At 41.2% G+C, this 23,714-nt stretch carries 15 protein-coding genes and 2 tRNA genes; 9 read left to right on the top strand and 8 right to left on the bottom strand.

Translation table 11 applies throughout. The features are described 5' to 3' along the window. Nucleotides 1-39 precede the first annotated feature (39 nt). From thrC to thrA, 3 genes are read right to left on the bottom strand one after another with little or no spacing between them, the layout of a single operon-like run. Entirely contained in the window at nt 40-1,338 is a 1,299-nt protein-coding gene (thrC, locus tag ACP2AF_RS19375; protein ID WP_425237794.1) for a threonine synthase, read from the bottom strand. After that, the gene (locus ACP2AF_RS19370; RefSeq protein ID WP_425237793.1) at nt 1,335-2,267 is read right to left on the bottom strand and encodes a homoserine kinase; all 933 of its coding nucleotides are present in this window, start codon (nt 2,265-2,267) and stop codon (nt 1,335-1,337) included. The genes thrC and ACP2AF_RS19370 overlap by 4 nt, the downstream gene beginning before the upstream one ends. Before the next feature lie 47 nt (nt 2,268-2,314). After that, the gene (gene thrA, locus ACP2AF_RS19365; protein ID WP_425237792.1) at nt 2,315-4,759 is read right to left on the bottom strand and encodes a bifunctional aspartate kinase/homoserine dehydrogenase I; all 2,445 of its coding nucleotides are present in this window, start codon (nt 4,757-4,759) and stop codon (nt 2,315-2,317) included. A 265-nt stretch (nt 4,760-5,024) separates the two neighbouring features. Between thrA and ACP2AF_RS19360 the strand changes: the two genes are divergently transcribed. After that, nucleotides 5,025-6,575: an NAD(P)H-hydrate dehydratase gene (locus ACP2AF_RS19360; protein WP_425237791.1), complete on the top strand. Its 1,551-nt coding sequence runs from the start codon at nt 5,025-5,027 to the stop codon at nt 6,573-6,575. 25 nt (nt 6,576-6,600) lie between these two features. On the opposite strand, the gene ACP2AF_RS19355 is transcribed toward ACP2AF_RS19360, so the two are convergent. Further along, nucleotides 6,601-7,002, bottom strand: coding sequence for an STAS/SEC14 domain-containing protein (locus ACP2AF_RS19355; RefSeq protein WP_425237790.1), 402 nt, complete (start codon nt 7,000-7,002; stop codon nt 6,601-6,603). 202 nt (nt 7,003-7,204) lie between these two features. Continuing rightward, a complete protein-coding gene (locus ACP2AF_RS19350) occupies nt 7,205-9,754 on the bottom strand; it encodes an ATP-dependent Clp protease ATP-binding subunit (RefSeq protein WP_425237789.1) in 2,550 nt (849 codons plus the stop codon). A gap of 259 nt (nt 9,755-10,013) precedes the next feature. On the opposite strand from ACP2AF_RS19350, the gene gyrA reads away from it, so the two are divergent. Then, entirely contained in the window at nt 10,014-12,551 is a 2,538-nt protein-coding gene (gene gyrA, locus ACP2AF_RS19345; RefSeq protein WP_425237788.1) for a DNA gyrase subunit A, read from the top strand. Between the two features lie 33 nt (nt 12,552-12,584). Then, nucleotides 12,585-13,847 (top strand): tetratricopeptide repeat protein, encoded by a 1,263-nt coding sequence (locus tag ACP2AF_RS19340; RefSeq protein WP_425237787.1) that lies wholly within the window; start codon nt 12,585-12,587, stop codon nt 13,845-13,847. 52 nt (nt 13,848-13,899) lie between these two features. Here the strand turns inward: ACP2AF_RS19340 and ACP2AF_RS19335 are convergent, their stop codons facing one another. Next, a complete protein-coding gene (locus ACP2AF_RS19335) occupies nt 13,900-14,616 on the bottom strand; it encodes an NlpC/P60 family protein (RefSeq protein ID WP_425237786.1) in 717 nt (238 codons plus the stop codon). 58 nt (nt 14,617-14,674) lie between these two features. Continuing rightward, nucleotides 14,675-15,853 (bottom strand): acetyl-CoA C-acyltransferase, encoded by a 1,179-nt coding sequence (locus tag ACP2AF_RS19330; RefSeq protein ID WP_425237785.1) that lies wholly within the window; start codon nt 15,851-15,853, stop codon nt 14,675-14,677. A 117-nt stretch (nt 15,854-15,970) separates the two neighbouring features. Between ACP2AF_RS19330 and ACP2AF_RS19325 the strand changes: the two genes are divergently transcribed. From ACP2AF_RS19325 to ACP2AF_RS19305, 5 genes are all read left to right on the top strand, one after another. Beyond that, the gene (locus ACP2AF_RS19325; RefSeq protein ID WP_425237784.1) at nt 15,971-18,019 is read left to right on the top strand and encodes an HD family phosphohydrolase; all 2,049 of its coding nucleotides are present in this window, start codon (nt 15,971-15,973) and stop codon (nt 18,017-18,019) included. A gap of 145 nt (nt 18,020-18,164) precedes the next feature. After that, nucleotides 18,165-18,248 (top strand) — tRNA-Ser (locus ACP2AF_RS19320). A 156-nt stretch (nt 18,249-18,404) separates the two neighbouring features. Next, a tRNA-Pro gene (locus ACP2AF_RS19315) sits at nt 18,405-18,479 on the top strand. A 547-nt stretch (nt 18,480-19,026) separates the two neighbouring features. Then, the gene (locus tag ACP2AF_RS19310) at nt 19,027-20,346 is read left to right on the top strand and encodes a gluconate:H+ symporter (protein WP_425237783.1); all 1,320 of its coding nucleotides are present in this window, start codon (nt 19,027-19,029) and stop codon (nt 20,344-20,346) included. Between the two features lies 1 nt (nt 20,347). Beyond that, entirely contained in the window at nt 20,348-20,812 is a 465-nt protein-coding gene (locus ACP2AF_RS19305) for a RidA family protein (RefSeq protein WP_425237782.1), read from the top strand. Nucleotides 20,813-20,945: 133 nt separating this feature from the next. On the opposite strand, the gene mog is transcribed toward ACP2AF_RS19305, so the two are convergent. Next, nucleotides 20,946-21,491 (bottom strand): molybdopterin adenylyltransferase, encoded by a 546-nt coding sequence (gene mog, locus ACP2AF_RS19300; RefSeq protein ID WP_425237781.1) that lies wholly within the window; start codon nt 21,489-21,491, stop codon nt 20,946-20,948. 467 nt (nt 21,492-21,958) lie between these two features. Between mog and ACP2AF_RS19295 the strand changes: the two genes are divergently transcribed. Then, nucleotides 21,959-23,704, top strand: coding sequence for a serine hydrolase domain-containing protein (locus ACP2AF_RS19295; RefSeq protein WP_425237780.1), 1,746 nt, complete (start codon nt 21,959-21,961; stop codon nt 23,702-23,704). Nucleotides 23,705-23,714: the final 10 nt, after the last annotated feature.

Raw genomic sequence — 23,714 nt, 5'->3', positions numbered from 1 at the left:
TATGTTTTTTATAAAGTGTTGGCACGAATGATGATTGAATCATCGCCGGTCCAATAAGTAGTCTTTTACTTCTTGATACGTAGAAATTTTGATGGACTTTTTCTTCTTATCCATTACTTTTTGGATTTGTGATGGTATCTCCAAAGATTTTCCCAAAGTTTCCTCCACCACATCCAAAAATTTTACCGGGTGCGCGGTCTCCAGGAAGATTCCATATGTGTTTGGATGGTTTTCCCTAAATCTTTTCAGACCTAAGTAGCCTACCGCACCATGCGGATCCGTTACATACCTATTTTCCATATAAATTTTAAGCATGGCCTCTTTAGTTTCTGCATCCGTAAAGGAGTAAGAGGAGAGGTTTTGTTTCAACATGTCAAAATTGTCCTTATACAAATGTCGAATACGGATAAAATTACTGGGATCTCCTACGTCCATGGCGTTGGATATGGTGGCTGTGGAAGGTTTAGGCTCGTATTTTCGTGATTCCATAAATTGGGGTACGGTATCGTTTACATTGGTGGATGCTACAAAATGGTTTACCGGCATTCCCAGTTTTTGGGCTACCATTCCCGCACAAATATTTCCAAAGTTACCACTGGGTACAGAGAATACTATTTCCTTGTTTTTGGATTTCAATTGTTTGTAAGCGAATAAAAAATAGAACATTTGGGGCAACCATCGGGCCACATTAATGGAATTGGCCGATGTTAACTGCATATTTTTGAGGAGCTCTGTGTCCAAAAAAGCAGTCTTCACCATTTTTTGGCAATCATCAAAGGTGCCGTCAACCTCCAAAGCTACTATGTTTTGGCCCAATGTGGTTAGTTGTCGCTCTTGAATATCGCTTACCTTGCCACTGGGATACAAGATAACCACATTTACACCTTCTACCCCTAAAAATCCGTTCGCAACAGCACCTCCTGTATCTCCTGAAGTAGCTACTAGAACAGTAACTTCATTGGCCTTTTCTTTTGAAAAATGGCCAAGGCATCTCGCCATAAACCGAGCACCGACATCTTTAAATGCCATAGTAGGACCATGGAAAAGCTCCAATACAGCTATGTTATCCTCCAGTTCATTTACGGGAAAGTCAAAGTCTAGAACATCATTTAGTATAATATTTAGAACGTTTTCGGAAATGTCCTCACGAACAAATTGATGGATGGCCTTAAAGGCGATTTCATGATTTGACAAACTTTCAATGCCTTCAAAAAATCCAATGGGCAAAGAAGTGATTTTTCCCGGAAAATATAATCCACGATCTGGGGCTATGCCTTTGACAACTGCATCCTTAAAGGACACTTTAGGAGCTTTCTCGTTTAAACTGTAAAAATTCATTGATCTAATGGCTTAATACCCAATGTATTTATTCTTGAAACATGTACATCATAATCGACCCCGATTTTTAGGTATACTTCTTTCATTGTGTTGGCTACGCTTTTCGCAAGGGTCTCACCTTTGCTAAACGCAAAAATGGAAGGACCGGAACCCGAAATTCCACAACCCAGTGCCCCTGCTTCCAATGATTCGGATTTAATGGTGTCATATCCCGGAATTAGAATGGAACGAATGGGTTCCACAATATGGTCTACCAATGATCGTCCGATCAATTCATAATCTTCTTGGAAAAGCCCTGCGATCAATCCACCTACATTGCCCCATTGTTTGATACCGTCCGCCAAGGTAATGTTGGTCTTCAATATCTTTCGAGAATCAGAGGTCTTCACTTCTATCTGTGGATGGATTACCGTAGCATACAATTCAGAAGGGCTGGGTATGGAAATAACATCCAAGGGATCATAGCTACGTACCAAGGTAAATCCACCTAAAAGGGCTGGGGCAACATTATCCGCATGGGCCACACCACTGGCCAATCGTTCCCCTTCCATGGCGAACTTCACCAGGTCCACACTGGCAAATGGTCTGCCCAATAACTGGTTCATGCCCCAAACGGCTCCTGCAGAACTGGCCGCACTACTGCCTATCCCGCTTCCGGCCTTGATTTTCTTATAAATCTCTATTTCAAAGCCGTCCTCATAATCAACATGTTCCAATAATGCCATACCTGCTACCCCTGCAACATTCAAATGGGTTTCCAATGGCAAGTCCTGTCCTTCCAGTTTGGTGATTTTTATACCTTTTTCCTTTGTTTTCCGAATTACCATTTCGTCCCCAACGGCGTCCAACGCAACACCGAGTACATCAAATCCACAGGAAATATTGGCGATGGTAGCCGGACAGAATATTTTAATTTCGTTGGTATCCATATGTTCCTATTTGATGTGCAATTTCTTTTTATTGACCCTAAGGAGGTTTAAAAATTCCCTACCCGAATAATATCCGCAAAAATTCCAGAGGCGGTTACTTCAGCACCTGCGCCCGCGCCCTTTATAATCATAGGCTGGTCCGGGTACCGTTCCGTGTAGAACAGAACAATGTTATCACTTCCTTGTAGATTATAAAAGTCATGATTTTTTGGAATTTGCTGCAACCCCACGTTGGCTTTTCCATTTTCGTATTGGGCTACATATTTTAATTTGCAATCCGCGTCATTGGCTTGTGTATACAAATCTTGAAAGTCGTTTTCATACTTTTTCAAGGAAGCAAAGAAATCTTCATTGCTTTTTGTCTCGAGACTCTCTTTGGGGAGAAAGGATTTATTTTCGATATCGTCAATTTCCAATCGGTTTCCACTTTCCCTGGCCAAGATCAGGATTTTTCGCATCACATCTATTCCACTAAGGTCAATTTTTGGATCTGGCTCGGTATAACCTTCCTCTTGAGCTTGTTTAACAACATCATGGAACGTAGTCTTATCATTGAAATTGTTAAATACAAAATTAAGACTTCCCGACAGGACGGCCTGAATTTTTAGGACCTTATCCCCGGATGCTATTAGGTGCTTTAAAGTGTCGATTATGGGTAGACCGGCACCAACGTTGGTTTCAAATAAAAAAGGCGCGTTGTATTCCCGGGCCAGGTTTTTAAGGCTTTTGTAGTTTTCGTAATCCGAAGAACATGCAATTTTGTTACAGGTAACCACGGAAATGCTATTGCCCAAGTAAGAATTATAAGTAGATGCCACTTCATCACTGGCCGTATTGTCCACAAAAATACTGTTCCGATAGTTTAATTCTTGGACCGTATCAAAAAAACTATTTTTGTCTGCCTTTTTGCCTTTCTCCAATAGTCCTTCCCAGTTCTTAAGGGCAATACCATCCTCATCAAATACCATGGTCCGCGAATTTGATATTCCAATAATCCGGATGTTCAGCTTCAAATTTTCTTTCAAGTACTTTTTCTGCTGTTGTACTTGTTTCAAAAACTTGGAACCAACATTGCCAACCCCCATGACAAAGAGATTCAATTGTTTGATGTTCTCTTCAAAGAATTCTTCGTGGAGGGCGTTCAACGCTTTTTTTACATCGTTTTTTTTGATTACGGCAGAAACATTACGTTCCGAGGCTCCTTGGGCTATAGCCCGAATATTCACATTGTTTCTCCCTAGAGTACTGAACATTTTACCACTTAACCCTTGATGACTTTTCATATTATCACCTACCAAGGCAATAATGGCCAAGTTCCCTTCAGTGATTACCGGTTTAATTCTATTTCTATCAATTTCGTGTTCAAAAGCGGTATTTACGGTATTCACGGCCTCATCGGTATCCTCCACCGAAATACCCACACAAATCGAGTGCTCGGACGAGGCTTGGGTAATCAATACAACGCTGATACCTGCCTGGGAAAGCACTTCAAAAAAACGTTTTGAAATACCTGGAATACCCACCATGCCGGGACCTTCTAAAGAAAGTAGGGCAATGTTCTCCACATGACTGATACCCCGGACGGTCTTGCCCTTGCCATTCTTATTTTGGGTAATAAGCGTGCCCCTATCGTTGGGTTCAAAGGTATTCTTGATCAATATAGAAATCCCCTTGGAAAGCACGGGCTGAATTGTTGGCGGGTATAGTACTTTGGCACCAAAATGGGATAGTTCCATAGCTTCTTCATAAGAAATATGGGGTAATGCCTTAGCTTGCTTTACAAGTTTGGGGTTCGCGGTATACATACCACTTACATCTGTCCAGATTTCCAAAATATCCGCATCCATGGCCGCTGCGAAAATGGCCGCAGTGTAATCTGAACCTCCCCTTCCCAGGGTAGTGGAATTTCCCTTTTCCGAGGATGAAATGAACCCAGGGGCTACCACAACGCTTTTTTGTACACTTTCAAAGAAAGTTTTACAAAGCGTATCGGTAACCTCAAAATTCACAACGGCCTTTTCATTCAGGTCATTGGTTTTGATCAGTTCCCTGCTATCCTTGTACGCAACGTCTATTTGTTCCTGCTTGAAGAATTCGAATATGATGTAAGATGAGAGCAATTCGCCATAACTAACGATTTTATCGGATAATTTGGTAGTTATTTCCCCTATCAAAAAGGAACCTTCCAAAAGAGTTTCCAATATGTTGAGGTCACTTTTTACCTTGCTGAGAATTCTACTTTGGCCGTGAACAGGAATTAGTTGCTTGATAGTATTTAAGTGCCGCTCCTCTATGTCCTTGAGAACAGATTTATACTTCTCATCCTGTTCGGAAGCCAAATGGGCAGCCTGCAAAAGTAAGTCCGTTATTCCTCCAAATGCGGAGACAACTACTATGTTTTTAAGGCTATCACTTTGGGAGACGATATCCTTTACAAGGGCTATATTTTTTGCGCTGGCTACGGATGTGCCACCAAATTTTAAAACTTTCATCTGATAAACTGCTTGAAGTTTGCTATTGTGTTAAGGTATAGAAAATGCGAAAACGGACAAATATAGAATTGCTTACCCCAAAGGGGTGGTGATACCAAAGGTAAAAACACAATATGTATTGAATGAAGAAACTAGCATTTGTTTGTCCTACGTGTTAAAAAGCACACTTCTTAGATAGGTTCAAATGTAGTACTTTTAGCAACCCAATCAAATGTTCGGATGAATTTTTATGGAATTGACAATTTTAAACAAAAACCTTTATTGAATGAAGATTTTCACTGCTGAACAAATCTATTTGGCGGATAAATCCACAATTAAGAACCAGCAAATTTCCAGTACTGAGCTTATGGAAAGGGCGGCGACGGGAATTTTTGATTGGATACACAGGCGTATGCAAGGTGCCCAGGTAAAAATTCATTTATTCTGTGGTATTGGCAACAATGGTGGCGATGGTGTTGCCGTTGCAAGGCATTTACAAGATCACGGTTACAATATTGGTGTTTATGTTGTGAACTACAGCAAAAAACGATCTCAGGACTTTCTTACCAATTTAGAACGGTTGAAGGAAAGAAAAATATGGCCCGTTTTTTTGGAAGAAGGTTCCGAATTTCCAGGGATTGGGCGGGACGACATTATCATAGACGCAGTTTTTGGAATAGGGTTAAATAGAAATCCTGATGATTGGGTTGGTGGATTAATACAGCATCTAAATGATTCGGATGCTTTTATTCTTTCGATAGATGTTCCTTCCGGATTATTTTTGGATAGGGGAGTAGGGGATAGTAAAGCAGTGGTCAAGGCCAATTATGTGCTGAGCTTTCAGGCACCCAAGTTGATTTTTTTCCTTCCCGGTACCGGAATCTATAGCAATAACTGGGAGGTATTGGATATTGGGTTAGATCCTAGTTTTATGGCATCTACCGAAACGGATTATGAACTTATAGGAAAAAGTGAGGTGCTGCCCTTATATATTCCCCGGGAAAAATTCTCACATAAAGGGACCTTCGGCCATTCTTTGATTATCGGCGGAAGCCATGGTAAGATCGGAGCGGTCACCCTTGCTGCAAAGGCCTGTCTTAAGGCAGGAAGTGGCCTGGTTACAGCTTACGTACCGCAATGTGGATATATTCCTCTACAGACTTTTCTTTCTGAAGCCATGGTCGCAACCGATGAAGGAGAGAAATGCATTGAACATATAGATTTTGAAATTGAACCGAGCGTAATAGGGATAGGCATCGGTTTGGGCATCTCGGATAAAACGGTAAAAGCGTTTTCAGATTTTTTGTCTAAGAATAAAAAGCCCTTGGTTATTGATGCGGATGGATTGAACATTCTTTCCAAGCATTTGGGATTGATCGGAAAAATACCGGCTCAAACTGTCCTTACGCCTCATCCCAAGGAACTGGAAAGGTTAATAGGCACTTGGAAGGACGATTTTGATAAACTTGTAAAGGCGAAGGCCTTCTCAAAGAAGTATGATTGCGTCCTGGTCATAAAAGGGGCCCATACCATTACGATTTATAAAGATAAAGGATATGTAAACACTACGGGGAATCCTGGAATGGCCACGGCTGGGAGCGGTGATGTACTTGCAGGAATCATAACAGCCTTGATCGCCCAGGGATATGAACCATTATCCGCTGCAATATTCGGTGTTTACCTACATGGCAGGGCGGGGGATATTGCTGTCGAAAAAACGGGGTATCAAGCCCTTACCGCTTCAGATATCATAACACATATGGGTGAAGCTTATTTGGATTTGTTCACCACACCTGAAAACAGGTCGGAACATGCTCCTCAAGAAAAAGAAGAATAAACAAAGGTAACCGCAAGGAAAGTTTCTATTTTGCTTTTACCCTTTGCCTAACCCAGGCCAGGGCATTATCAAACTCTATAAAGAACTTCATTGGTTTTTTGTAGAAAAGTTTTTCTATTTTAAAATTGTGCATATCCACTTCCTTTACCGAGACGATGGCAAAGGCCTTTAGATTTTCCAACTCCCTCAAGTAATTGTAAATAGTAGGGTCTATGGCATAGGAATGCTTCCGTAGACTGATAAAGCCAAAGTTTTTACCCCTAAAATGAATTTCCGATATTCCAATAATTTGATAGGCTCGCTCCAATGTCAATGTAGCCCCCTCGTCAAAAATGGATACCATATAATTATCGTACACCTGCACTTTTCCAATCTCCAATTGATACTCTCTGACAATAACTGTCTTCTTTGGCTGTCCCACTTTCATTACGTATGTTTAATAGTGTCTGGAACGAAAGTAGATGTAAGCCTAGATTTTCTACAAAAAATTAGATTAAAGGCTTAAATATCGTTTATATTGCTTTTCACAGGTGTTTTAGGTTTTTTTATTCTTAAACCCCTTAAATAGGAGTCATAAAAAAAGGAGTCATTTTGTATGACTCCCTTATCCAATATTTACTATCTATTCTTTAGGTTTTTGAAGATTTTTCTGCCTTTTTAATCGTTATGGTAAGTTCATCGTTCTTTTTGTCCAAATCCATTTGGATACTATCGCCCTCTTCCAATTTGGAGTTGACAATTTCCTCGGCCAGTGCATCTTCTATATACTTTTGAATGGCTCTTTTCAAAGGTCTGGCTCCATATTGTTTGTCAAATCCTTTTTCAGCGATATAATCCTTGGCCTTTACCGTGAGTTTAAGGTTGTAGCCTATATCCTTTATTCTTGCAAAAAGCTTGTCCAATTCAATATCGATGATTTTGTGAATATGCTCTCGCTCTAACGGATTAAACACGATAACATCGTCAATACGATTCAGAAACTCGGGAGCAAAGGCCTTTTTAAGGGCACTCTCTATTACACTTTTGTGGTGACTGTCCTCCTGGGCTTTTTTAGCCGCGGTTCCAAAACCTACACCTTGTCCAAAATCCTTTAACTGTCTGGCACCGATGTTAGAAGTCATAATGATAATAGTATTCCTAAAATCAATTTTTCTTCCAAGACTATCCGTTAAGTAACCATCATCCAATACTTGCAATAGCATATTGAAAACGTCCGGGTGTGCTTTTTCCACTTCATCAAGTAGAATCACAGAATATGGTTTTCTTCTAACCTTTTCCGTAAGCTGCCCACCTTCTTCATAACCCACGTACCCTGGTGGTGCTCCTACCAATCGTGATATGGCGAATTTTTCCATGTATTCGCTCATATCTATTCGAATAAGCGCGTCTTCGGAATCAAACAATTCCTTGGCCAATACCTTGGCCAATTGTGTTTTGCCCACTCCGGTCTGCCCTAAGAAGATAAAGGAGCCAATTGGTTTATTGGGATCCTTAAGTCCGGCTCTATTTCGTTGGATGGCCTTGGCCACTTTAGCTACCGCTTCATCCTGGCCAATCACGTTGGCTTTTATCAATTCGGGCAATTCGGCCAACTTATTACTTTCCGTTTGGGCTATACGATTTACAGGGATGCCGCTCATCATGGAAACAACATCTGCCACATTGTCTTCGCTTACTGTTTCTTTGTGTTGCTTGCTATCTTCCTCCCACTTTTCCTGAGCAGTGGCCAAATCCTTTTCCAATCGCTTTTCATCATCCCTTAATTTGGCGGCCTCCTCATATTTTTGTTTTTTGACTACACTATTTTTGAGCTCGCGGACGTCCTCCAATTGTTTTTCCAGTTCCAATATCTGTTTAGGAACATCCATATTTACAATATGCACACGCGATCCTGCTTCATCCATGGCGTCGATGGCCTTGTCCGGAAGGAACCGATCTGTCATATAGCGATTGGTCAGTTTCACACAGGCAACAATAGCCTCGTTCGTGTATTCTACATTATGGTGATCTTCATACTTTTCTTTGATATTCTGAAGAATCTCAATGGTCTCCTCTACAGAAGTGGGCTCAACAATCACCTTTTGGAAACGCCTTTCGAGTGCACCGTCCTTTTCAATGTATTGTCTGTACTCGTCCAAGGTGGTGGCTCCTATACATTGAATTTCTCCTCGGGCAAGTGCGGGCTTGAACATATTGGAAGCATCTAAACTTCCAGTTGCTCCTCCAGCACCAACTATAGTATGAATCTCGTCTATGAAAAGTATAACGTCGTCGTTCTTTTCAAGCTCGTTCATTACCGCCTTCATCCGTTCCTCAAACTGGCCTCTGTATTTGGTGCCGGCTACCAGGGATGCCAAATCCAATGTCACAACACGTTTGTTATATAAAATTCGGGATACTTTCTTGTTTATGATACGAAGCGCCAAGCCTTCCGCAATAGCACTTTTTCCTACTCCAGGTTCTCCTATCAGAAGGGGGTTGTTCTTCTTGCGTCTACTTAAAATCTGGGATACCCGTTCTATTTCCTTTTCCCGGCCTACCACGGGATCAAGCCGGTTTTCCTCCGCCAATCGGGTAAGGTCCCTCCCAAAATTATCCAAAACCGGAGTTTTGGATTTTTTGTTCCCTTTTTGTCCTGAAGAAGTTCCAAAGGTACTCTCCTTTCCTTCGGCAGCATCATCCGAATCGCTTGGAAATGATTCGGAAGTAGGCGCATCCACAATGTCATCATCACTGGTGATCATGAATTTGAATTGCTCCTTTACCCCATCATAGTCAACTTTTAACTTATGCAAAAGTTTGGTGGTGGGGTCGTTTTCATTGCGCAAAATGCACAATAACAAATGTGCCGTGTTTATGGAAGAACTTTGAAAAAGTTTGGCCTCAAGGAACGTTGTTTTAAGGGCCCGCTCCGCCTGTCTGGTCAAATGCAGATTTTTCTTGTCTTTTTGTATGCCGCTGGGATTTGGGTTGGAAGGGCTTAGAATCTCGACTTTTCGTCGTAGATGGTCCAGGTCTACGTCCAAGGCGTCCAATATACTGATGGCTTTTCCGTTACCATCTCGTAAAAGTCCCAACATTAAATGTTCGGTACCTATAAAATCATGCCCGAGTCTTAATGCTTCCTCCTTGCTGTAAGCAATGACATCCTTTACCCGAGGTGAAAAATTATCATCCATAGAAATTTTCTTTCATCTATAAAATTAGTAAATCTAGCCTTATCTCGGACAAATACCGTACCTATATTCGATAAACTAGTCCTAAATGACGAAAAAAGCATTGATTTACAAAATAATTAACAGGGTAATTATCAACGAAAAGAGGGGGTGAAAGTGTTGATAAATAATTGAATAAAGTCTTTTCAATATGCTTTAAAAGCCTCTATTTTCCGTATATTGGCATGCTTTTTTGATGAACTAAAACAACAAGATTTTAATAATGGCGGAAGGAGAAAAATTGATTCCTATCAACATTGAGGACGAAATGAAATCTGCCTACATTGATTACTCAATGTCGGTCATTGTGTCACGTGCCTTACCCGATGTCAGGGACGGTTTAAAACCGGTACACAGAAGGGTGTTATACGGCATGCACGAATTAGGGGTCAGGTCAAATAGTTCCCATAAAAAATCCGCTCGTATTGTCGGAGAGGTTCTAGGTAAATACCATCCACATGGGGACACCTCGGTTTATGACACTATGGTCCGGATGGCACAGGAGTGGAGTCTTCGCTATATGTTGGTGGACGGCCAAGGAAACTTTGGCTCTATAGATGGAGACAGTCCGGCCGCAATGCGTTATACGGAAGCACGTATGCGCAAAATTGCCGATGAGATGTTAGCGGATATCGATAAGGATACCGTGGATCATCAACTCAATTTTGACGACTCCCTGGAAGAACCTACGGTACTGCCGACACGCGTACCCAATTTATTGGTGAACGGCGCATCGGGTATTGCTGTAGGAATGGCTACCAATATGCCTCCCCATAACCTTTCCGAAGTAGTAGATGGGACAGTCGCCTTTATAGACAATCCGGAAATAGAGATTGATGAGCTCATAACCCATATCAAAGCACCCGATTTCCCGACTGGGGGAATCATTTATGGTTATGATGGTGTAAAGGAAGCCTTTCACACAGGTCGGGGAAGGGTAAAGATGCGGGCAAAGGCTAATATAGAGGAGGTCCAAGGCAGGGAATGTATCGTGGTCACCGAAATTCCATTTCAGGTCAACAAGGCGGATATGATCAAGAAGACCGCCGATTTGATCAATGATAAGAAAATAGATGGTATTTCCAGTATACGTGATGAATCTGACAGAAAAGGCATGCGTATCGTATATATTTTAAAGCGTGATGCCATTCCCAATATTGTATTGAATACCCTTTACAAATACACTGCATTACAGTCTTCCTTTAGCGTAAACAATATAGCCCTTGTAAACGGACGGCCACAATTGCTCAACATCAAGGAAATGATCCATTATTTTGTGGAACACAGGCATGATGTTGTAGTGAGGCGCACAAAGTTTGAGCTTAAAAAAGCAGAGGACAGGGCCCATATCTTAGAGGGTCTAATTATAGCCTCTGACAATATAGACGAAGTTATCGCTATTATACGTGCATCTTCAAATGCCGATGAGGCCCGGGAGAATTTGATGGAACGGTTTAAGTTGACCGAAATCCAATCCAAGGCCATTGTAGAAATGCGCTTGCGACAACTGACCGGCCTGGAGCAAGATAAACTACGTTCCGAATACGATGAGATAATTAAGACCATTGCAGATCTTAAGGACATCCTGGACAAAAAGGAAAGAAGGATGCAGATCATAAAGGACGAGCTTTTAGAGGTAAAGGAAAAGTATGGAGATGAAAGAAGGTCTGAAATCAATTTTGCGGGAGGGGACCTTAGCATAGAGGATATGATTCCGGATGAACAGGTGGTCATTACCATTTCACATGCCGGTTACATCAAGAGAACTCCGCTTACGGAGTACAAAACCCAAAATAGAGGTGGCGTTGGCCAAAAAGCATCCTCCACAAGAAACGAGGACTTTTTAGAATATCTTTTTGTTGGGACCAACCATCAATATATGTTGTTCTTTACCCAGAAAGGAAAATGTTTTTGGATGCGGGTCTATGAAATACCGGAGGGAAGTAGAACTTCCAAGGGAAGGGCCATACAAAATCTTATAAATATTGAACAGGACGATAATGTAAAGGCATTCATTTGTACCAGAGACCTTAAGGATGAGGACTATGTTAATAGCCACTATGTGATAATGGCCACCAAAAAAGGAACCGTAAAGAAAACCTCCTTGGAACAATATTCCCGACCTAGACAAAATGGTATCAACGCAATTGGTATCCGAGAAGGAGATGAGCTTTTGGAAGCCAAGCTTACCACGGGGACCAGTCAGATTCTATTGGGCTTAAAATCCGGTAAGGCCATACGGTTTGAGGAAAGCAAGACTAGGCCTATGGGTAGAAATGCCTCCGGGGTAAGGGGTATTACTTTGGCGGATGAAACCGATGAGGTAATCGGTATGGTGTCGGTTCATAATTTTGATGAGGATATTTTGGTGGTCTCTGAAAACGGTTATGGAAAAAGGTCTAGTATCGATGACTATCGGATTACCAATAGGGGAGGAAAAGGAGTAAAGACCATCTCCATTACCGAAAAGACAGGAGGCCTGGTTGCTATAAAAAATGTGTCGGATTCTGATGATCTGATGATTATCAATAAATCGGGTATCGCCATCAGGATGGGTGTAGAGGATTTAAGAGTAATGGGAAGGGCCACGCAGGGTGTTAAACTTATTAATCTTAAAGATAACGATTCCATTGCGGCCGTTGCCAAGGTAATGAAGGACGAAGATGAATTGGACGAAACGGATATCCTTGATATTGAGGTAAATACGGAAGATGGCACGGCTCTTGATAATGGAAGTCCCGAAGAAACAAAAGAGGAATAATCAATAAACACTAATAATTTAATTAATTCAAAAATGAAAACTAAGGTTATATTAATGGCGGCCATGTCCTTTGCATTGGTCGGATTAGCTCAGAAGAGCGAAATTAAAACCGCGGAGAAGGCTTTAAAGGGTGGTGACGCCGTTGCCGCAAAAACTGCCTTGGACGGTATTTCGGGAATGATTTCCGGTACGGATGAAAAAGTACAGGCACAGTATTATTTTTTAAGGGGAAAGACTTTTGCGGACTTAGCTAAAAAGGGAGATAACGATGCCTTTGATGAAGCGGTTTCTTCCTTTCAAAAGGTGATTGAAGTAGAAAATGCGAGTAGGAAGCTTAAGTACACTAGTGAAACACGGCAGCATTTACAAGCCATAACGGCGGATTTGGTGAACTCTGCCGTGGAGGATAATGGCAACAAAAAGTTCAAGGAAGCAGCGGAAAAATTATATATGGGCTATAAGATCAGCCCTCAGGATACTACCTATCTTTATTATGCCGCCAGTAGTGCAGTAAATGGGGGCCATTATGAGATGGCCTTGGAGTATTACGATGAACTACAAAGTATAGGTTATGATGGTGGTGGTATTGTTTATAAGGCCACAAACGTTTCTACTGGAGAAGTCGAGACCATGGACAAGGTACAGCGTGACCTAATGGTTAAGTCGGGATCATACAAAGATCCCATAGATGAAAACACTCCTTCAAAAAAAGCAGAAATCGTTAAGAATGCCGCTCTAATTTATACTCAATTGGGGCAAAATGACAAAGCGGTGGAGGCCTTTAAGAAAGCCAGAGCGGACAATCCGGATGATGTAAACCTTGTCCTTAGCGAGGCGAATCTATATTATAAGATGGGTGACAAGGAAATGTTTAAGACCCTTATGGCAGAAGCAGCCGATATGGCTCCCGATAATGCAGATTTGCATTATAATATTGGTGTAATCAATATGGAACAAGGTAATTTGGAAGAAGCTAGAGCTTCCTATAAAAAAGCCTTGGATATCAATCCTGGTTATACCAATGCACAATTGAATCTTTCTACAACCTACGTAAACGAGGGTAATGGCCTTATAGATGAAATGAATTCATTGGGGAACTCCAAAGCGGATATTGCGCGTTACGAGGAGCTAAAAGAGAAAAAAGATGGCTTGTTTAATCAAGGTGCCAATGTTTTGGAAGAAGCTTTGAAGTCAAATCCGGACAATCAAGGTATTTTAACGCAGTTGAAGAACATCTATGGCGCCATGGGCGACAACGATAATTTTATGAGAGTCAAGAAATTGTTAGGGGAATAGCAATATCCTAACACTCTCCTTGAAAAACCCAGGTTAGGCAACCTGGGTTTTTTTATATAATCTTTTTGATTACTCTAAGATTATGAGTGTAATTTCCCATATCAGTGTTGAAGATACCGGTATGGTCCAATCTATCCATACGTACCTTTCCATGAACATGAATAATATAGTTATTTTTCATAATGATGCCCACATGGAAAATTTCTCCTTCAGCATTATCAAAGAAGGCAAGATCCCCAGGTTCGCTCTCCTCTATAAAACTTAAGGCAGCACCTTGCCCTGATTGTTCAATTGCATTTCGGAACAATTGATACCCACAGAGCTTATAAACCAATTGGGTGAATCCGGAACAGTCCAAACCAAATGGAGTTTTGCCTCCCAACAGGTATGGCGCATTAAGATACATCAATGCGGTACTCACGATATTGGATTTTTCCATTTTGCCCTCCATACAAAACCCATCAAAAACATAAGGTAGGGTAGGCGTACTTACAATACAAGACCCCAACACCACGGGGATTAGGGTAGAATTTTCCTGGATTAAATAAGAAACCAGATCTGAACTGTATTTCGGAGTTTCAATGGCATCGATTTCTTTATATTCCGTTTCATTAATTAGGGAAATCTGATTATTGCTTACCCAACCTTCGCATCCATCAAAAGCATTACGGATTTTACCCCATAGTTTTCTTCGTTCCAAAACTTTGAAGTGTTCGCCATATAATAACTGGGAAATCATTGGTGAGGTATCTTCCGCGGAGGATTTCACAGCGACTATACTAAGGTGGCAAATACCGTATTGCATAGGCATTGAGCGGTAAGGCTAATTAATTTTTTCTTTCCAAGATCATTGCTGAAGCACCTCCACCGCCGTTGCAAATGGCTGCGGCTCCAATTTTGCCATTTCTTTGTTCCAAAATATTGAGCAAAGTAACCAGTATTCTGGCCCCTGAACATCCCAAGGGATGCCCTAGGGAAACCGCTCCTCCATTAACATTGACGTTGGCATCCGTTAGCCCTAATAATTTCATATTGGCCAATCCCACAACGGCAAAGGCTTCATTAAATTCGAAATAATCAACATCATTGAGGGATATGTTTGCCCTATCCAATGCTTTGGGGAGGGCTTTGGCCGGGGCCGTGGTGAACCATTTTGGTTCTTGGGCTGCGTCGGCATACCCTGTAACAGTAGCTAATGGTTCCATATTTAGTTCCTTTGCCTTATCCGCACTCATTAAAACCAAGGCAGCGGCACCGTCATTGATGGTAGAGGCATTGGCCGCGGTTACGGTACCATCTTTGGAGAATGCTGGTCTTAAGGAGGGGATTTTTTCCATCTTTACATTTTTGTATTCCTCATCCTCATTGACCAAAATGGGTTCGCCCCTGCGCTGAGGTACTTCAACAGGAATTACCTCATTTGAAAATCTACCTGATTTCCAGGCCTCTGTAGATCTTTGGTAGGATTGGACGGCAAACGCATCCTGATCCTCTCGGCTAAATCCATATTGGGAAGCACAGGAATCAGCACATACACCCATGGCATTCTGATCATATACATCTACCAAACCATCCTTCTGCATTCCATCTACCAAAGAACTGGGACCAAATTTCACACCATTTCTCATATGGACGTAATGTGGGATAAGACTCATATTCTCCATTCCTCCAGCTACAGCTATTGAAATATCGCCTAGGGCAATAGCCTGGACAGCTTGCATAACGGCTTTCATGCCCGAAGCGCAAACCTTGTTTACGGTAGTACAGGGAACGGTATCCGGGATACCGGCAAAAATAGCCGCTTGTCTTGCCGGGGCCTGACCGGTACCTGCCTGTACCACATTGCCCATGAGTACCTCTTGAATAAGTTTGGGGTCGAGTTTGATTTTTTCGAGTGCACCTTGAATGGCAATGGCACCCAATTTAGGTGCGGGAATCGTTGATAAACTACCCATAAAGCTTCCAATGGGTGTCCTTACTGCAGATACTATAACAACCTCCTTCATAACGGGAATTCTTTGCTGCTGCGAAATTAAGAAATTAAAGCGCAACACTATAGTTTACTTTTTCAAAAGACTTATGATGAATTTATATTTTCTATTTTTGATATAGATACTTGCCGCATGCGAAAATTCCTGGACAAACTCTATAAAAACCAATCGCTTATTTACAAATATTTTCTATACTTCCTTTCCATATTTTGTATTGTTTTTTTCTTTCCCAAAGGAGGAAAGTTTAAGTATGAATTTCAAAAAGGCAAGCCGTGGCAATATGAAAACCTATATGCCCCGTTTGATTTTTCGATCCAGAAAAGTATTGAAGAAATTGAGCAAGAAAAAACCCGGATTAAAAACGCTCAAATAGATTACTATAGGTATGATCAAGCTATTGTGGATGTAGTATATGGGGAATTTGAGAATCAGTTTCAAAGCGTTTTCTCCAAAGAACGGTTTACCGAAGATCAATTGCCTACGCTAAAGGAAACGGGCAAGGAGATCCTAGGAAAGCTCTATGAGAACGGTATTGAAAAGAAGACAAGCAAAGATAGGCCTGGCAGGTATATTTATTTGGTGAAAAATAACGAGGCCGAACAAATTTATGTTAATGATCTGTACCGGTTACAAGGAGTTGAAGAAGTGACCAGATCGATTCTGGACAATAAGGGCCTCTCGGACTTTTACTCTTTTTTCCAAGACCTTTTATTCGACCTTGTTAAACCAAATGTATCCTACGATGAAAACCTTTCTAGAAGGGCTTTGGATGAGGAGCTTTCCAGCATATCGTACACTAGGGGAACAGTTGATGAAGGAAAGTTGATAATTGCCAAAGGCGAGGTTGTGGAATCCGATAATTTACAACTTCTAAATTCCTTAAAGGAAGAGTATGAATCGGAACTTTGGACAGATAGCAATCAGTATTTTATTCTTTTTGGATATACCATCCTAGTGGCGCTTGTGTTAATGATGCTGTTCCTTTTTCTTAAAAAATATCGGAAGCACATTTTTGAAAATAACACCAAGGTCACCTTTATTTTCTTCAATATCCTATTAATGGTATTTATCACCACGTTGATGGTAAAGTATAACGAGGCTTATGTTTTTGTAGTTCCGCTTTGTATTTTACCACTTATCCTAAAGACCTTTTTTGATGCACGGTTGGGACTTTTTGCCCATGTATTGACTGTACTCATCCTTGGTTTTGTGGTACCCAACAGTTTTGAATACATTTTTTTACAAACCATAGCTGGCATCGTGACCATATTAACCGTATCCGAATTGTACAAAAGGGCCAATCTGTTTATTTCCGTTAGCCAGATTACCCTAATATATATCATTGGTTATCTGGCCTTTCATATTATACATGAGGGTAATTTGGATAACATTGCTTGGTTTACCCTTGGCTTGTTCCTGTTAAATGGTATGATTACGCTTTTTGTTCAACCTTTGATTTACATTTATGAAAAAATATTCGGGTTAGTTTCCGATGTGTCATTGTTGGAGCTTTCCGATACCAATTCTCGATTATTGAAGGAGCTGTCCAATAAAGCTCCGGGTACTTTTCATCATTCTTTACAAGTGGCAAATTTGTCCGAAGCGGCGGCCAATGAGATTGGTGCCAGTGCTATGTTGGTAAGGGTAGGTGCCTTATATCATGATATCGGGAAGATGAACAATCCTACGTATTTTACGGAAAATCAAGTTACCAATGTAAATCCGCATCATGATCTGTCCCCAAAGGATAGTGCAAAGATTATTATTGATCATGTTATTCAAGGGATAGACATTGCCCGTAAAAACAATTTACCAGACAGGATAATTGATTTTATACGTTCCCATCATGGAACTACTTTGGTCTATTATTTTTTTAAGAAACAACAGGAGATATCAGGTGAGATCAATAAAGATGATTTCAAATACCCCGGGCCAACCCCTTTTTCGAAGGAAACAGCAATCCTTATGATGGCAGATTCCGTTGAGGCCGCTTCAAAGAGCCTTAAGAATCCCACATTTCCTATAATAAATGAGTTTGTTGACAAGATAATTGCCGGGCAAATGCAGGCCGATCAATTCCTTAATGCCAATATTACCTTTAAGGAAATAGAGATGATCAAAAAAGTTTTTAAGCAAAAGCTGACAAATATCTATCATTTAAGAGTAGAATATCCAGAATAATTGTAGGGATAAGCATAGGTAAAAAACTAACAAAAATAGTTGCGTTCCATCCTTTGAAGAATTACATTTGCACCCGCCTGAATGCAGAAAATTTTTTCGGCGGGCAGGTCCGCATTTTAGAGGATGTGGAACAAATTGAAATTTTGGAGAGGTGCCGGAGTGGTAACGGAGCAGATTGCTAATCTGTCGACGCGCAAGTGTCGCCTGGGTTCGAGTCCCAGTCTCTCCGCCTTCGTCGGCCTGAGCCATTGAAAGCGAAGGCCGACTTTTAAATTGGGAAGGCCAACTTCGGGGGATAAACTCCGTCCGGTTCCCGGACTACTTTCAAAGGTAGTATGTTTTGGGACTTGGGATTTAGAATTTGAAGTATTGAATTTACACCACTCGGGGTGTAGCGTAGCCCGGTTATCGCGCCTGCTTTGGGAGCAGGAGGTCGCAGGTTCGAATCCTGCCACCCCGACGAACAAAAACTAAAAAGTTCTCATGAAAGGATTACTTTCTAAAGAGAACTTTTTGTTTTTACAGCAACAAGAGATTAGCTTTAATTCGTTACTCCTCTCCCTAAGCCACATGTTCCTAAGTTCGATTCCATGATTTTGACTTCATGGTTTCGTTAGGTCGGCAATGAACTTCTGCTCCACTCCACAAGCTAATCAATCCGCTTGAATACTTTTCCATACATTCCGCCATACTAGCAGCAACACTCATTGAAAGTGGTAGAGCTATTGCCATGGTCATAGGTTATCTCACAATTCAATTTTCGTTGTTTGACACTTTTAAAATAGTCTCAATTTGCGTGGTTGAAAACAAATATTCCTTCTCTTATGGATCATTTAAAACTAGGATCAATATTCCACCTATGCATAATTCGGTTACAAGGGTGGAGCCTGTAAAAGTTTGGGTATTTGTTTCCAAAAAATTTTATATCAAAAAAGAACTTTTTTATAACCTAAAACACGGCTATTTTAGAGGGCTTAATCATAGCCATAATAGAATTAAAAATAGATATGCCTCTTTTAATCATAATTGCCGGAATCCTATTGCTCTTTGTTTTAATAATCGTAGTAAAACTAGACACCTTTATTTCATTTCTAATAGTATGTATCACTGTCGGCATATTTCAAGGTATGCCATTGGACAGTGTTGTACAATCTATTCAAAAAGGCATTGGCGATACGCTTGGTTTTTTGGTAATGATTATTGGTTTAGGTGCTATGTTGGGCAAACTTGTAGCAGATAGTGGTGCTGCACAGAGAATTACATCAAAGCTTGTCAATGCCTTTGGTTTGAAATACATTCAATGGGCGGTTGTACTAGCTGGTTTTATTGTCGGTATACCCATGTTTTATTCCGTAGGCTTTGTAATACTAATCCCATTGGTGTTTACCGTCGCGGCCTCCACGGGTTTGCCCTTAATATATGTGGGCCTTCCTATGCTTACATCATTGTCCGTTACCCATGGTTTTTTACCACCACATCCGGCCCCGACCGCAATTGTAGGAATGTTTGGAGCAGATACGGGAAAAACACTATTGTATGGAATCGTAATTGCTATTCCTGCCATCATTCTCGCAGGGCCATTGTTTGCAAGAACAATTAAAAACATAGAGGCAACGCCTCTTAAGGAGTTTTATAACCCGGTAATTTTAAAGGATAATGAAATGCCCAGTATGGCTATTAGCATTTTTACTGCATTACTTCCGGTACTATTAATTATGATATCAACCGTTTTGATGAACTTCATTCCGGAAAGTGGTACGCTACATCTTATTATGGGTTTTATTGGCAATCCTGTCATAGCCATGCTTATCTCCGTTCTTGTTGCTATTTATACTCTGGGAATTTACCAAGGTGAAAAAATGGGCAAACTGATGCAATCCATTTCCAATTCAGTTTCCAGCATTACCATGGTTTTGTTGATTATTGCGGGTGCCGGAGCATTAAAACAGATTTTAGTGGATAGTGGTGTAAGTGATTATATCGGGGAACTGCTCAAGGGCACCGACGTTTCTCCTTTATTTTTAGGATGGATGATAGCCGCAATCATTAGAGTTTGCGTGGGTTCCGCAACGGTGGCAGGACTTACGGCCGCGGGAATAGCATTACCCCTTGTATCCGGAACAAGTGTCAACCCGGAACTTATGGTACTGGCCGTAGGTTCCGGTAGTTTAATGTTGTCCCACGTCAACGATGGCGGATTCTGGATGTTTAAGGAATATTTTAACCTTTCTATAAAAGAAACACTTTCTACATGGACAGTAATGGAGACCATAGTGGGCATTATTGGTATAGGAGGAGTTCTGTTATTGGATACAATTTTAACTTAATATGAAAAAATCACCTTCAGAAAGAATTGAGGAGTTGGGATTGGTTTTGCCCCCTGCACCAAAACCCAAAGGGGTTTACATACCTGTGCTCGTAGTTGATAAGTTCCTATATGTTTCAGGTCATGGACCCGTAAGGAACGATGGAAGTTTAGTACAAGGGCGGTTAGGTGATACTGTGGATATAGATGGTGGATATTTAGCGGCCAGACAAGTAGGATTAACTGTCCTTTCATCAATAATTACGCATTTTGGAAGTATCGATAGGGTTAAACGAGTGGTTAAAGTACTGGGTATGGTAAACTGTACTCCGGATTTTGTAGATCAGCCTTCTGTAATTAATGGTTTTAGTGAGTTAATGGCCGATATCTTCGGTGCCGAACTTGGGATAGGTGTGCGGAGCGCGGTAGGTATGATGCTACCTGACGGTATTCCCGTGGAAATAGAAGCTATGTTTGAATTGCATTGACAGTAGTGGAAGAATCCCCGGTATATATATTCCGTGTTATCAATCGGACGATTTACGAAGTTAAAAAGCCAAATCAAGAGCCCTAAACCGATAAGTTTCATGGTTCAAAACTATTCTTAGAGGCTAATTTAACTTATAACTTCTTTAATCTTTGCCCGGGTCGAAATACCTTCATTACCTCTTGATTTACTTCTAAATAAGGCCCTCCAATAAGATCGATACAGTAGGGAATAGCAGGAAATACGGCCTCGAGACATTCTCGAATGGATTTTGGTTTGCCTGGTAGATTGACAATCAGCGTGCTTCCACGGATTCCAGCGGTTTGACGGGAGAGAATGGCAGTGGGTACATATTGCAGGCTTACCTGTCGCATCTGCTCACCAAATCCGGGGAGTAGTTTTTCACAGACGGTAATCGTTGCTTCCGGAGTCACGTCCCGTATGGCAGGTCCGGTGCCACCCGTTGTTACGATTAGACAACAGGCCTTATTGTCGGCCATATGGATCAATTCTTTTTCCAGCAAGGTTTGTTCATCGGGAATCACGGCGTACTCCGCTTCCCATGGGCTGGACAGCCATAATCTCAGAAGCCGCTTTACCTCCTTACCAGGTAAATCTTCATATTCACCACGACTGGCCCTATCTGATACATTGATAATACCAATTTTTACTTTTCTCATTTATTCTCAACTTTAGAGTTTAATACGAGCACCATTGTTGTAACGGTACTAAAATAAAAAGAAATGAAAACCTTTGCCCATTTATATTTATCCAGTACCCACGGGGAATTACTGGGAATCGTACAATTGCCTTTTACGCATTATAGGATAAACTAGTCAGCGCAGTGTGTAGAGTAAGTTTATCATTATCAAGATTCCACTGTTTTCTGAAGTTTTTGGCATGCATCCGCAATGTTTTAAATGCAACCAAGTAGTAAGAATAAGCAAACAACTTCTTAGTGTGGCTTAGTTGCAATGCGTTTTGTGCAATGATAACATTAAGAATTATCAAATTGGTCGAGACAATTCCCGACACGTTTTGCTCCTATATGCATTTCAAGTAGAAAAACATATCGTTTCATCCAATTTTAATACAATTTCACCTTTTAAAGCTCAGATTGTTTGTTGTTTTGGTAAAAACATCAATCATGAGAAGAACGATTAAAAATTATTTGTACATACCCATTTTCCTAGCCTGGTCAATGGTTTTTTCCCAAAAACAGAGCGAAGAACTTACCAGTTTCCAGCAGTCATATAACAAATTCGTCCCAAAAAAAATGAAAAAGTATCATGTAGTCGGAGCAAATGTGACCGTAATCATGAACGGCGAAGTCGTGGTGGACAAAGGATTCGGTTTTTCCGACCTGGAAAATGGTTCAAAGGCTGATTTGAACACCCCATATCCCATAGGATCGGTGTCCAAAGTGATTACTGCAACTGCAGTGCTCAAACTCTATTCCGATGGCAGAATCGACATCGATAGGCCTTACACCGATTACGTTCCCGAATTTATAATGAAGAAACACTTTTCTGGTCCCATTGATTTCACGGTAAGACATTTATTGTCCCATTATGCAGGTGTGCCACGGCTGAGGGCCAAAGGGTTTTTAAAGAAGCAACCGTTGCCTTTGGATAGTCTTTTGATCTATAGTCGTAACGAGTATCTTATTGCCCCAGCAGGAAAGGTATACCAATATTCGGATTGGGGGGTAGATCTATTGGCCTTATTGGTACAACGGGTGGCTAAAATGCCGTACTCGGAATTTGTAGCTACAAAGGTATTTAAACCCTTGGGGATGGATCATTCAGGTTTTGGCCCTGTGGACACTAAAGGGTATGTAAACGGAAAAGAAACCCCGACCTATGAATACAGTTGGCCTGGATCGGACGGGGTGTACTCCACTACTTCCGACCTTGCCAAATTATGCCAGGTCTATTTTATTAAAAATGATGGCGATGGCAATGTTTTTTTGAAACCTGAAATAGTGAAGGAAGCCCATACCCTGCATTTTGTGGACGCCCCAATGGCCTATGGCACCCAGATAGGCCTAATGTGGGAAATACAACCGTTTCAAGGGTTCAAGAGGATTAAAAAAGGGGGAATCCACGAACCTTTCTACAGCTATATCTTTTATATCCCCGAGCAACGGACTGCAGTGATCGTATGCAGCAACTCCAATGCCTCAAGCCGTTTGCACTGGGATATTTGGTCAAAAACATTTGATTTTCTATCCAAAAGATATGGTTTAAAAGGGGGTATGCCCCAAATAAAGAGGAAGTCGGGCAAAGTAACTTTGACCAATAGCCAAATGAAGGAATTGGGGGGCGCGTATAGCACCGATCTTGGTATCTTGGACCTACAACCTGCTGGCAAAAAGTTTAATGTGACCCTTGGTCTGGACAAGCAAAAAGGAATTGCCACGGTTCATGAAGATAATTTACTTAAATTATCGGTAAAGAAGATGGGCATCAAAATTCATGCAATGGACATTTTTTGGGATAAGGTCGGAAATGAACTTGTGGTCGGGGAACAATACGAAAGCGGAAAACGGAACATTGGAGGGGCAAAAATCGACAATACCCAGATTCCGCAATCATGGAAACAGGCCGTCGGAACCTATAAAGTGATCAATTACGATGCAATTGATTACCGAACCATCGAAAAAGCGGAATTGTTGGTGAACGAGTTTGGTGTTTTGGAACTAAGGTTCCACGCATCCTACCCCGGCACCGTCGATTTTCAATTGGGGCTTTCACCCCTGTCGGATAGCTTGGCCATCATCCCAGGTTATAACTTTGATTTTTTTGGAGGAGAAACGGTTGAGCTAATCAAGGTAAAGGATAATTTTGAGTTGAAATCTTCGGGTTATAGACTTCAAAGAATCACGGAATAGTAACTGTAAA

The organism is Ulvibacterium sp. (genome assembly GCF_965248315.1).
In the GTDB taxonomy this organism is placed as follows: domain Bacteria; phylum Bacteroidota; class Bacteroidia; order Flavobacteriales; family Flavobacteriaceae; genus Ulvibacterium.
This window is presented reverse-complemented; position numbering and strand designations above follow the sequence as displayed.